This is a genomic window from Pseudomonas sp. R62, from assembly GCF_000257605.1.
Taxonomy (GTDB): domain Bacteria; phylum Pseudomonadota; class Gammaproteobacteria; order Pseudomonadales; family Pseudomonadaceae; genus Aquipseudomonas; species Aquipseudomonas atacamensis.
In genome coordinates, this window is record NZ_JH635998.1 from 1,121,858 (window position 1) to 1,132,308 (window position 10,451).

Annotated in this window: 14 protein-coding genes and 1 pseudogene; 10 read left to right on the forward strand and 5 right to left on the reverse strand. The window is 60.0% G+C overall.

The window, feature by feature from the left end; translation table 11 throughout:
- Positions 1-203: pseudogene (locus OQK_RS06490) on the forward strand (hypothetical protein); the annotation flags it as partial.
- A gap of 3 nt (positions 204-206) precedes the next feature.
- Here OQK_RS06490 and OQK_RS06495 read toward each other — a convergent pair.
- On the reverse strand, positions 207-1,166 hold the full coding sequence (locus OQK_RS06495) for a MerR family transcriptional regulator (RefSeq protein WP_038861127.1): 960 nt from the start codon (positions 1,164-1,166) through the stop codon (positions 207-209).
- A 211-nt stretch (positions 1,167-1,377) separates the two neighbouring features.
- On the opposite strand from OQK_RS06495, the gene OQK_RS06500 reads away from it, so the two are divergent.
- The 5 genes from OQK_RS06500 to OQK_RS06520 all read left to right on the forward strand — a co-directional run bounded on the left by OQK_RS06500 (position 1,378) and on the right by OQK_RS06520 (position 3,883).
- Positions 1,378-1,947 carry an antibiotic biosynthesis monooxygenase gene (locus OQK_RS06500; RefSeq protein WP_016771651.1) on the forward strand — a complete coding sequence of 190 codons (570 nt, stop codon included), beginning with the start codon at positions 1,378-1,380 and terminating at the stop codon, positions 1,945-1,947.
- A gap of 58 nt (positions 1,948-2,005) precedes the next feature.
- Positions 2,006-2,716, forward strand: coding sequence for a dihydromonapterin reductase (gene folM / locus OQK_RS06505; protein WP_016771652.1), 711 nt, complete (start codon positions 2,006-2,008; stop codon positions 2,714-2,716).
- 72 nt (positions 2,717-2,788) lie between these two features.
- The gene (gene folX, locus OQK_RS06510) at positions 2,789-3,160 is read left to right on the forward strand and encodes a dihydroneopterin triphosphate 2'-epimerase (protein WP_016771653.1); all 372 of its coding nucleotides are present in this window, start codon (positions 2,789-2,791) and stop codon (positions 3,158-3,160) included.
- Between the two features lie 95 nt (positions 3,161-3,255).
- Entirely contained in the window at positions 3,256-3,552 is a 297-nt protein-coding gene (locus tag OQK_RS06515) for a DUF1244 domain-containing protein (protein WP_016771654.1), read from the forward strand.
- Positions 3,545-3,883 (forward strand): HopJ type III effector protein, encoded by a 339-nt coding sequence (locus OQK_RS06520; RefSeq protein WP_016771655.1) that lies wholly within the window; start codon positions 3,545-3,547, stop codon positions 3,881-3,883. Before OQK_RS06515 ends, OQK_RS06520 begins: the two co-directional genes overlap by 8 nt.
- A gap of 194 nt (positions 3,884-4,077) precedes the next feature.
- On the opposite strand, the gene trxB is transcribed toward OQK_RS06520, so the two are convergent.
- Positions 4,078-5,040 carry a thioredoxin-disulfide reductase gene (trxB, locus tag OQK_RS06525; protein ID WP_016771656.1) on the reverse strand — a complete coding sequence of 321 codons (963 nt, stop codon included), beginning with the start codon at positions 5,038-5,040 and terminating at the stop codon, positions 4,078-4,080.
- A gap of 312 nt (positions 5,041-5,352) precedes the next feature.
- Here trxB and cysZ point away from each other — a divergent pair, with 312 nt between their 5' ends.
- Complete coding sequence (gene cysZ, locus OQK_RS06530) at positions 5,353-6,105, forward strand: sulfate transporter CysZ (RefSeq protein ID WP_038861129.1); 753 nt, start codon at positions 5,353-5,355, stop codon at positions 6,103-6,105.
- A gap of 40 nt (positions 6,106-6,145) precedes the next feature.
- The gene (locus OQK_RS06535; RefSeq protein WP_016771658.1) at positions 6,146-7,345 is read left to right on the forward strand and encodes a glycosyltransferase family 4 protein; all 1,200 of its coding nucleotides are present in this window, start codon (positions 6,146-6,148) and stop codon (positions 7,343-7,345) included.
- Positions 7,346-7,472: 127 nt separating this feature from the next.
- Here OQK_RS06535 and OQK_RS06540 read toward each other — a convergent pair whose 3' ends face one another.
- From OQK_RS06540 to OQK_RS06550, 3 genes are all read right to left on the reverse strand, one after another.
- On the reverse strand, positions 7,473-8,576 hold the full coding sequence (locus tag OQK_RS06540) for an NADH:flavin oxidoreductase (RefSeq protein WP_016771659.1): 1,104 nt from the start codon (positions 8,574-8,576) through the stop codon (positions 7,473-7,475).
- A gap of 155 nt (positions 8,577-8,731) precedes the next feature.
- Positions 8,732-9,214, reverse strand: coding sequence for a glutathione peroxidase (locus OQK_RS06545; RefSeq protein WP_016771660.1), 483 nt, complete (start codon positions 9,212-9,214; stop codon positions 8,732-8,734).
- A 123-nt stretch (positions 9,215-9,337) separates the two neighbouring features.
- Complete coding sequence (locus OQK_RS06550) at positions 9,338-9,823, reverse strand: FKBP-type peptidyl-prolyl cis-trans isomerase (RefSeq protein ID WP_016771661.1); 486 nt, start codon at positions 9,821-9,823, stop codon at positions 9,338-9,340.
- On the opposite strand from OQK_RS06550, the gene OQK_RS29110 reads away from it, so the two are divergent.
- Together OQK_RS29110 and OQK_RS06555 are read left to right on the forward strand one after the other, a co-directional pair.
- On the forward strand, positions 9,792-10,118 hold the full coding sequence (locus OQK_RS29110) for a DUF3565 domain-containing protein (protein ID WP_073473919.1): 327 nt from the start codon (positions 9,792-9,794) through the stop codon (positions 10,116-10,118). The genes OQK_RS06550 and OQK_RS29110 overlap by 32 nt on opposite strands.
- A gap of 51 nt (positions 10,119-10,169) precedes the next feature.
- The coding region (locus OQK_RS06555) for an AAA family ATPase (protein ID WP_038860655.1) at positions 10,170-10,451 on the forward strand (282 nt) is incomplete at its 3' end.

Below are 10,451 nucleotides of genomic sequence, written 5' to 3' on the forward strand. Positions count from 1 at the left end.
AGACCAAACCACCGAAACATTTCGCCCTGTGGTTCAGCCCTTCCGGTTATGAACGCATCTCGTTGCGCGGCCATTTCGAGCGTGAAACCGAGCAAGGTTTCTTCGCCTACGAACTGAGCCAGACCGATGCCGACGAAACCGAGCGCTTGCGCCAGTTCATCCTGCAACAGCATCGCCTGACCCACCCCGCCCTGCACGCCTGAGTTTCAGGTATCCAGTTTGCCTGCCATGAATTGCTTCATGCGTTGACGCATTGTCGCGCCCTCATTCCCCAGACATGCCACCGATGAACCGGCCAGACTGTCTTCGGCCAGTTCCGAGGCATCGCCAGCCAGCATCAATTGGCAATCCAGACTCAGTGCCAGACGATTCAGGCGCCGGGGCAGCTCCGGACCGGGGGCATGGTTTGAAAACAGCACAAGTGCGTCAGGCTTGACCTTTTCGCAGACCAGCGTCAATTCATCGAAAGGCTGGCCCGTAGTCAGCACCCGCACGCCAGAATCGTTGCCGCTGAGAAACAGCGCCGCGACCAGCAACTCAAGCTCTCTGCATTGCCCCGCAAGCGCACTGACGACCACCCGGCGCGGTTGAGCCCCCCGCAACATGACGATGCGCTGCAGCACGCGCGCCCTGAGGAATCCGTCGAGAAACAACCATTCGCTGGTTTGCCCGAAAGCGTCCTGGCGCTGCAGCAATTGCCGCCACAACGGCATGATGATGGCTTCGAACACCACTGGCAGCGTGTACGACGAGAAAATCTGTCCGTAGACGCGATCCAGCTGCTGATCGTCGAACTCACTGACCGCCTGCTGAACCTGCTCCTGCCATTGCTTGTAATCGGCCTGCACATGATCATCGGGGATAAAGTTTGCCAGCACCTTCAGAGGCTCTGTTTTCGCCAGGATCTTGCCGACTTTGCTCACGGCCACGCCGCGATCGATCCAGTCGACGATGCTGCGAACACGCTCGATATCGTTCATGGAATACAAACGATGCCCGCTTTCGGTGCGGGTCGGCTGGATCAATCCGTAGCGACGCTCCCAGGCCCGCAGGGTCACCGGATTGACGCCGGTGAGGCGCGCCACTTCGCGGATGGGGAACAGCTCTTCGCGTTCGAGCGTGCCGGGTGCTGTTGAGGCCGGGCGAGTATCCGTGATTACAGGCATCTGGCGGTCAACTTCCATGTCGGTTTATTGGATCCCATTTTAAACATGATGGACTGGAAACCTTCAAGTAGTGAGCTGCGACGAATATGGCTGGTTTAATCGACAAAATCAGGAATAATCCTTGCTTGTTGTAAAGCGCAGGCCTCTACCCCGGCCTGCGTCAGGCGAAGCTCCTACCCGGAACGACGCGCTCGAAATACGGAGATACAAAATGTCTACTTCCCCCGTTACGTTGATGGTAGCGCGTCGCGTCGCTGATGGCCGCTATCACGATCTCATTGCATGGTTGCGCGAAGGCGAACAACTGGCCACCGACTTCCCCGGCTACCTGGGTTCCGGCGTCCTTGCGCCACCGCCCGGTGACAACGAATTCCAGATCATCTTTCGCTTTGTCGATGAGCAGACCCTGCATGCTTGGGAATACTCGGCGTCGCGTACCGCCTGGCTGAACCGCGGCAGCGATTTGTTCGAACATCCTAAAGAGCACCGGGTCAGCGGCATTGAAGGCTGGTTTGGTGCTGCCGGGCAACGCCCACCGCGCTGGAAACAGGCCGTGGCGATCTGGCTCGCGTTTTTCCCGGTGTCGCTGATTTTCAACTTTATCCTCGGCCCGCTGCTCGCTGAGTTGAGCCTGTTGCCGCGGATATTGATCGGCACGGCGGGCCTGACGCCGCTGATGGTGTATTTCTTCATCCCGTTGTCGACGCGCCTGCTGGCGAACTGGTTGAACAGCACGCCGACCCGGCCACTGGCGGCCACACCGTCGGCGCAGAATCGCTGATCTGCTGCGGGCGGCGAGCCTGTTATAGTTTTCGCTTCAACCGCGATGCGAGCCGCCCATGCCAGATTCCGCAGCCCCGATCCTCATCACCGGCGCCGGCCAGCGTGTCGGCTTGCACTGCGCGCAGCGCTTGATCGAGGACGGCCACCCGCTGATTTTCACTTACCGCACCGAGCGACCGGGCGTGCAGGCACTTCGCGATCTTGGCGCGACAGCGCTGTTCGCGGACTTTTCCAGCGAGGCCGGGATTCTTGCCTTCATCGACGCGCTGAAAGCCCACACCGACAGCTTGCGCGCCGTCGTGCACAACGCCTCCGAATGGCTGGCGGAAACCCAGGGCAGCGAAGCACAAGCCTTCAATCGCATGTTCAACATTCACATGCTCGCGCCTTACCTGATCAACCTGCACTGCGCCGAGTTGCTGCAGCGCTCGACGCCTGCCGACATCATCCACATCAGCGACGATGTCACCCGCAAAGGCAGCAGCAAGCACATCGGTTATTGCGCCAGCAAGGCCGGGCTCGACAGTCTGACCCTGTCGTTTGCCGCGCGCTTTGCGCCGGCCATCAAGGTCAACGGCATCGCCCCGGCGCTGCTATTGTTCAACCCCGACGATGACGCGGCGTACCGCGTCAAGGCGTTGGCCAAGTCCGCGTTGGGTATCGAGCCCGGCAGCGAGGTGATCTATCAGAGCCTGCGCTATCTGCTCGACAATCCCTATGTCACCGGCACGACCCTCACCGTCAACGGTGGACGGCACGTCAAATAGGCCGTCCCGCTTCGGCCGCGAGTCGAGTAAGATCCACCAGAACGCCTGCAATAGACTGGACGGAGCAAATCAATGCCACAACTTCAACCGGGGATGGCGCGCATCCGGGTCAAGGATCTGCGCCTGCGCACCTTTATCGGCATCAACGAGGACGAAATCCTCAACAAGCAGGATGTGCTGATCAACCTGACCATTCTGTACGCGGCGCAGGAGGCGGTGCGTGACAACGACATCGACCACGCGCTGAATTACCGCACCATCACCAAAGCGATCATCGCCCACGTCGAAGGTAACCGCTTCGCCCTGCTCGAACGCCTGACCCAGGAATTGCTCGACCTGGTGATGACCAATGCATCGGTGCTGTACGCCGAAGTCGAAGTCGACAAACCGCACGCGCTGCGCTTCGCCGAGTCGGTATCGATTACGCTCGCGGCGAGTCGCTAGCTTCAAGCCTCAAGCCGCAAGCTGTAAACTTTGCTCACAGACACCCATCTTGCAGCTTGAAGCTTGCCGCTCAAAGCTGTCTCGAAGAGACCCCCATGACTGATCAACAACGCCTGGAACTCGAAGCCGCCGCCTTTCGCCGACTGGTCGCTCACCTCGACAGCCGCAAGGACGTGCAGAACATCGACTTGATGAACCTTGCCGGGTTCTGCCGCAACTGCCTGTCGAAGTGGTACAAGGCCGAAGCCGATCAACGCCAGATCGAGGTCAGCCTCGATGACGCCCGCGAAGTGGTGTACGGCATGCCCTACGCCGAGTGGAAAGCCCAATACCAGCAAGAAGCCAGCGCCGCGCAGCAAGCAGCGTTTGCCAAAGGAAAACCCAATGACTGATCTGAACACCCTGCGCGCCAGGCTCAAGAGTGGCGAGCATGTTTTCGCCGACACCCTGGCGTTCATCGCCGCCGGTTACGACTACCAGCCGCAAGCATTCAACAACGGCGGCGTGGAAAACGCTGCCGGGCAGAACGAAGGTTCCTGCAAGACCCTGGGTCTGGCACTGCTGGAAGGCTTGAGCGATGAAGAAGCGCTGCTGGCGTTCGGCGAGCATTACCGTTCGGTCCTGGCGACGCCCGAGGGCAGCGATCACGGCAACATTCGCGCGTTGATCAAGCACGGCCTGGCCGGGGTCAAGTTCAGCGCAGAACCACTGACCCGCCGCTAACAACGGGATTCGGATCGTTCCCACGCTCCGCGTGGGAATGCCTCATTGGAAGCTCTGCGTCCGCTTTGGGACGCAGAGCGTCTCGGGCTGCATTCCCACGCAGAGCGTGGGAACGATCGAATTGCGTTGGAGCAGGAAGAGCGTGTACAAAAAAACCGGCCAATCTCTGGCCGGTTTTTTTGTGCCCTGCGGTCTTAGAACGTGGCGTTCTGCAGGCCGTCCAGGTAGCGCTCGGTGTCCAGTGCCGCCATGCAACCGGCGCCGGCCGAGGTGATGGCCTGACGGTAAACGTGGTCAGCCACGTCACCGGCAGCGAAGATGCCTTCGACGCTGGTGGCCGTCGCATTGCCTTCACGGCCGCCCTGCACAACCAGGTAACCGTCTTTCAGCGTCAACTGGCCTTCGAACAGCGAAGTGTTCGGGGTGTGGCCGATGGCGATGAACACGCCGTCGACTTTGATTTCGTCGAAGCTGCCATCGTTGTTGCGCAGACGCGCACCGGTGACGCCCATGTTGTCGCCGAGGACTTCGTCCAGGTTGGCGTTCAACTTGAGGATAATCTTGCCTTCAGCCACACGGGCGTTGAGCTTGTCGATCAGGATCTTCTCGGCGCGGAAGGTTTCGCGACGGTGAATCAGAGTCACGGTGCTGGCGATGTTGGCCAGGTACAGCGCTTCTTCGACAGCGGTGTTGCCACCGCCAACCACAGCGACCGGCTTGTTGCGGTAGAAGAAACCGTCGCAGGTCGCGCAGGCCGACACGCCTTTGCCCATGAACGCTTCTTCCGACGGCAGACCCAGGTAGCGGGCGCTGGCACCGGTGGCGATGATCAGAGCATCACAGGTGTAAACCGCGCTGTCGCCGGTCAGAGTGTACGGCTTGGCAGCGAAGTCCACGGCGTTGATGTGATCGAAAACGATCTCGGTCTCGAAACGCTCGGCGTGCTCGCGCATGCGCTCCATCAGCACCGGGCCGGTCAGACCATGAACATCACCCGGCCAGTTGTCGACTTCGGTGGTGGTGGTCAGTTGACCGCCGGCCTGCATGCCGGTGATCAGCAGTGGCTTGAGGTTGGCGCGGGCCGCGTAGACCGCAGCGCTGTAGCCGGCGGGGCCGGAACCGAGAATGATCACTCGCGAATGACGGACTTCAGACATGAATCTGCTCCTGTTGGCCGGCCATGAAAAATCTGGCGCGGACGCCGGACGGCCGGCGGAATAAAAAAGGACCGTGGACACCTTGGGGAAGGCTTGAACTCGACAGTCCTGTAAAAAGTTGGGTGCAGCGTATCGAGGGGGGCAAGATTAAGGAAATACGGTTTAACAATCCAGCTCATAGGTGGTCTCTATGCCGAGACGCTGACGAGATAGACCTCTTTGTTACAGTGAATGTCGATTGCTCTGCCGCGCTTTCGCAGCTGTGGCAAAGCCGGTAACGTCGGCGCGTTTTCCCTTGCTTCGGAGCACCTTATGCCCGCCCCTGTTCTGTCCGGCCCGCAATACCTGCGCGAAGGCCTCAAACTGGTCCTGAGCCCTGGCCTGCGCCTGTTCGTGTTGTTGCCGCTGGCGATCAATCTGGTGCTGTTCGTCGGATTGATCTATCTGGCCGGCCACCAGTTCAGCCTGTGGGTCGACACGCTGATGCCGTCGTTGCCTGAATGGCTGAGTTTCCTCAGCTATATCCTCTGGCCATTGTTCGTGGTCCTCGTGGCCTTGATGGTGTTTTTCACCTTCACCATGCTCGCCAACATCATTGCCGCACCGTTCAATGGCTTCCTTGCGGAAAAAGTCGAAGTGGTGGTGCGCGGCACTGATGATTTCCCGGCGTTCAGCTGGGGCGAACTGATCGCGATGATCCCGCGCACCCTTTCCCGGGAAATGCGCAAGCTCGGCTACTTCCTGCCGCGCGCCATCGGCCTGTTCATCCTGTCGTTCATCCCGGTGGTAAATATCGTCGCCGCGCCGTTATGGCTGCTATTCGGCGTGTGGATGATGGCCATCCAGTACATCGACTACCCGGCGGACAACCACAAACTGGGCTGGAACGAGATGCTCGCCTGGCTGCGGCAAAAGCGCTGGCAGAGCATGAGCTTTGGCGGGATCGTCTATCTGGTGCTGCTGATTCCGGTGGTCAACATCCTGATGATGCCGGCGGCGGTAGCCGGGGCGACGTTGTTCTGGGTGCGCGAGCGTGGTGCCGAAAATCTGGTGATCCAACACTGATCGCGTCACAAATCCATCATCCGACCGTAACAAGCTCGACATGGCCTCAGCCGACACTGAGGTCATGACGACAGCTCTACATATCACCCTCATCAGCGAAACCTTCCCACCGGAAATCAACGGCGTGGCCAATACCCTTGGCCGCTTGTGCGAGGGTTTGCGCGCACGTGGGCATCAGGTGGAGCTCGTGCGCCCGCGCCAGGCCATCGATCCGCAACGCAGCGAAGACGATGCACTGTTGCTGTGTCGCGGATGGCCACTACCGGGCTATCCGGGACTGCAATGGGGCCAGTCGTCGATGCATAAACTGCTGCGCCGCTGGAAACGCCAGCGCCCGGATGTGCTGTACATCGCCACGGAAGGCCCGCTCGGGTTGTCGGCACTGCGCGCCGCACGGCGCCTGGGGATTGCGGTGGTGAGCGGTTTTCACACCAACTTCCAGCAATACACCAGCCAGTACGGCCTCGGTCTGCTGACGCGGATGCTCACTCATTACCTGCGCTGGTTTCACAATCGTTCGGCAATGACTCTGGTGCCGAGCGTCAGTCAGCGCCTGGAACTGGAGCGGCGGCATTTCGAGCGGCTGGCGTTGTTGTCGCGGGGTGTGGACAGCCAGTTGTTTCATCCGAGCAAACGTCAGAGCGCGTTGCGTGAGCAATGGGGACTCTCTGAGACGGATATCGCGGTCATCCACGTAGGAAGGCTCGCCCCGGAGAAAAATCTGGGCCTGCTCAAACGCTGCTTTGAAGGTCTGTGCGAAACTTATCCACAGCGCCATCTGAAGCTGATCGTGGTCGGAGATGGCCCGCAGCGTTCGGCGCTGGAAAAAGAACTGCCGGAGGCGATCTTCTGCGGCGCGCAGCGGGGAGAAGCCCTGGCGGCGCACTACGCCTCAGGAGATCTGTTCGTATTTCCCAGCCTGACCGAAACCTTCGGCAATGTGGTGCTGGAAGCCCTGGCTTCGGGACTCGGCGTCGTTGCCTATGATCAGGCAGCCGCGGCGCAGCATATTCGCCACGGCTACAACGGCGTGTCAGCCATGCCCGGCGATGAGCAGGCATTTTGCGAGGCGGCGGCATGGTTGCTGGAGGAGGATGAGCGGTTGCGCTGTGTACGGCTGAATGCGCGGCAGCATGGCAGTCGCCAGGGCTGGGCGGCGATTATCGAGCAGTTCGAGGGGTATTTGCGTGGGGCTTGTGTGGGGGAGCTGGTGGTGCCTGGGGCGCAGACACAACCTTAGATTTTCGGCGACATAGAAACAGCTTTCGCGAGCAGGCTCGCTCCCACATGGGTACTGCATTCTTTCAGATGGAATGCGGTCGAAGGTGGGAGCGAGCCTGCTCGCGAATGGTTCGAACTGGGGCCGCTTAGACCAGCGACATCAACGCCTCACGACTGAACGGCAGAATGTCCTGCTCACGCCCTTCACGGACTTTCTGCGCCCAGTCCGGATCGACCAGCAGCGCGCGGCCCACTGCTACCAGGTCAAACTCTTCTTTGTTCAGACGCTCCAGCAGATTTTCCAGGCTGGCCGGTTGCGCGACCTTGTCGGTGTTGACCATGAACTGCAGGAACTCGCCGTCCAGGCCGACGCTGCCCACGGTGATGGTCGGTTTGCCGGTCAGCTTGCGGGTCCAGCCAGCAAGGTTCAGATCCGAACCGTCGAACTCCGGCTCCCAGAAGCGTCGGGTCGAGCAGTGGAAAATGTCCACGCCAGCGTCTGACAGCGGCTTGAGAAACTCGCCCAGCGCTTCGGGGGTTTGCACTAGACGCGCGGTGTAATCCTGCTGCTTCCATTGCGAGAAGCGGAAGATGATCGGGAAACCCTCACCGACGGCTGCGCGCACCGCTTGAATCAATTCGATGGCGAAACGCGAACGGTTGGCCAGGCTGCCACCGTATTCGTCGGTGCGCTGGTTGCTGCCTTCCCAGAAGAACTGGTCGATCAGATAGCCGTGGGCGCCATGGATTTCCACACCGTCCATGCCGATGCTTTGCGCATCTTTGGCAGCCTGGGCAAACGCAGCGATCACGTCCTGGATGTCCTGCTTGGTCATGCCGTGAACAACGACCTGACCGTCCTTGAGTTTTTCCGACGGACCGTAGCCCGGCACGCTGGCGTCCGGCTCGGTGCCGAGGCGACGTACGCTGCCGACATGCCACAGTTGCGGGACGATCTTGCCGCCCTCGGCGTGCACGGCGTCGACAACTTTTTTCCAGCCGGCGAGCGGCGCGTCACCGAAAAATTGCGGCACGTTTGGATAGCCATTGGACGCGATGTGGCCGACGGTGGTGCCTTCGGTGATGATCAGACCAACCCCGGCGGCCGCACGACGGCGATAGTACTCAATGACTTTGGAATTCGGCACACCGCCCGGCGAAAACGAACGGGTCATTGGCGCCATGACCACGCGGGTCGGCAGTTCGAGGGCACCGAGGTGGAACGGTTTGAACAGGGCTTGAACGGGCATCGAGAGGCTCCACGAAAACGTTGGCGACGGACATTGATCGATATGACGGCGATAATATCCGCCACGTTCTTCGCGTGACAGCACTATTGATCTAAATGATTAAGGGTCAAAAGGCAGGCAAAAAAAATCGCAGCTCAATGCTGCGATTTTCTGATTCAGGCTAAGGCTTTTTCGATCGCGGCAATCACTGTCGGATCATCCGGCGCCGTGCGCGGCGAGAACCGCGCCAGCACCCGGCCGTCCTTGCCGAGCAGAAACTTTTCGAAGTTCCAGGTGATGTCACCGGGAAATTCGGCGCCCTCGCCCGCCAGCAGGCGATACAACTGATGCCGCTCGTGGCCATTGACTTCGAGCTTGCTCGACAACGGAAAGGTCACGCCATAGTTGAGGCTGCAGAACTCCTGGATCTCTTTCTCCGAGCCTGGCTCCTGACCGGCAAACTGGTTGCACGGCAGGCCCAGCACAGCAAAGCCTTTATCTTTGTATTGCTGGTAGAGGTTTTCCAGTGCCGCGTACTGAGGGGTCAAGCCGCATTTGGAGGCCACGTTGACCACCAGCACGACTTGGCCCTTGAACGGCGCCAGCGGTAGCTCCTGACCATCCAGGGCTGTCAACTTAAGGTCGTGAAAAGCACTCATGCCGAACTCCAGGATTCTCGTGTTCTACTCGAAACAGCCACTTGGCGAGGCCACCAAGGACAGCCGCGGACTAAAAAGGCGCCCACAGGCGCCTCTCCAGTACTCGAAGCTTAGCGCAGAAAATCAGTGGTGATGGCCACCTTCGCCATGGACGTGACCATGAGCGATTTCTTCCTGGCTGGCGTCACGGATATCAACGATCTTCACTTCGAAGTTCAGGCGCTGACCGGCCAGAGGGTGGTTGCCATCAACGGTGACGTCGTCGCCGTCCAGATCACGGATGGTGACGATCTGCATCTGGCCGTCCGGCGCCGAAGCGTGGAACTGCATGCCGACTTCCAGCTCGTCAACGCCTTCGAACATGCTGCGGCTCAGGGTGCTGACCAGCTCGGCGGCGTATTCGCCGTAAGCGTCTTCCGGCTCAACGGCTACTTTCAGCTCGTCGCCGACAGCTTTGCCTTCAAGGGCTTTTTCCAGGCCCGGGATGATGTTGCCTGCGCCTTGCAGGTAAACCAGCGGAGCGCCGCCGGCGGAGCTGTCGATGACCTCACCAGCGTCGTTGGTCAGGGTATAGTCGATGGAGACAGCCTTATTGGCGGCGATCAGCATGGGGCGAGACCTTTTGCATAAGAATATAGAAAGGCCAAGTTTAGCGAAGCAATCGCGTGAAAGCGACCACAACCCGGACAAACGGGTTTCGACCATCACCGGCTTCCATCAGGACGAAGATGGCCATTGGGTGGTCGAGCTTTCCTGTGGCCACACCCAGCACCTGCGCCACCAGCCGCCGTGGCAAACCCGTGCCTGGGTCCTGGATCCGGCGCAACGTATTGAAAAAACAGGTCAACCCTTTGCCTGCGGTTGGTGTGCACAAGGCTCGGTTAGCGCTAACCTTGGCGACTGAATTTCGGTAGTCGGCCAGACATAGGCTGACACCCTTGCATAGAGAATTCCCATGCAAACTTTTTTTATCGCCCCCACCGATTTTGGCGTGGGTCTGACCTCCATCAGCCTCGGGCTGGTGCGCACGCTTGAACGCGCCGGCCTCAAAGTCGGCTTCTTCAAACCGATCGCCCAGCCACATCCCGGCGACACCGGCCCTGAGCGATCCACCGAACTGGTGGCGCGCACCCACGGCCTGAAACCGCCGCAGCCGTTGGGGCTGGCGCACGTCGAACGCATGCTCGGCGACGGTCAGCTCGACGAACTGCTCGAAGAAATCATCGCCCTGTATCAG

What these genes read in the sequence shown, in the direction of transcription:
- cysZ (WP_038861129.1), top strand. Translation starts at nt 5,353, where the DNA reads ATGCCCGCCCCTGTTCTGTCCGGCCCGCAATACCTGCGCGAAGGCCTC.
- folM (WP_016771652.1), top strand. Translation starts at nt 2,006, where the DNA reads ATGCCAGATTCCGCAGCCCCGATCCTCATCACCGGCGCCGGCCAGCGT.
- folX (WP_016771653.1), top strand. Translation starts at nt 2,789, where the DNA reads ATGCCACAACTTCAACCGGGGATGGCGCGCATCCGGGTCAAGGATCTG.
- OQK_RS29110 (WP_073473919.1), top strand. Translation starts at nt 9,792, where the DNA reads ATGGAGACAGCCTTATTGGCGGCGATCAGCATGGGGCGAGACCTTTTG.
- OQK_RS06550 (WP_016771661.1), bottom strand. Translation starts at nt 9,823, where the DNA reads ATGCTGATCGCCGCCAATAAGGCTGTCTCCATCGACTATACCCTGACC.
- OQK_RS06515 (WP_016771654.1), top strand. Translation starts at nt 3,256, where the DNA reads ATGACTGATCAACAACGCCTGGAACTCGAAGCCGCCGCCTTTCGCCGA.
- OQK_RS06500 (WP_016771651.1), top strand. Translation starts at nt 1,378, where the DNA reads ATGTCTACTTCCCCCGTTACGTTGATGGTAGCGCGTCGCGTCGCTGAT.
- OQK_RS06535 (WP_016771658.1), top strand. Translation starts at nt 6,146, where the DNA reads ATGGCCTCAGCCGACACTGAGGTCATGACGACAGCTCTACATATCACC.
- OQK_RS06545 (WP_016771660.1), bottom strand. Translation starts at nt 9,214, where the DNA reads ATGAGTGCTTTTCACGACCTTAAGTTGACAGCCCTGGATGGTCAGGAG.
- OQK_RS06495 (WP_038861127.1), bottom strand. Translation starts at nt 1,166, where the DNA reads ATGCCTGTAATCACGGATACTCGCCCGGCCTCAACAGCACCCGGCACG.
- trxB (WP_016771656.1), bottom strand. Translation starts at nt 5,040, where the DNA reads ATGTCTGAAGTCCGTCATTCGCGAGTGATCATTCTCGGTTCCGGCCCC.
- OQK_RS06540 (WP_016771659.1), bottom strand. Translation starts at nt 8,576, where the DNA reads ATGCCCGTTCAAGCCCTGTTCAAACCGTTCCACCTCGGTGCCCTCGAA.
- OQK_RS06520 (WP_016771655.1), top strand. Translation starts at nt 3,545, where the DNA reads ATGACTGATCTGAACACCCTGCGCGCCAGGCTCAAGAGTGGCGAGCAT.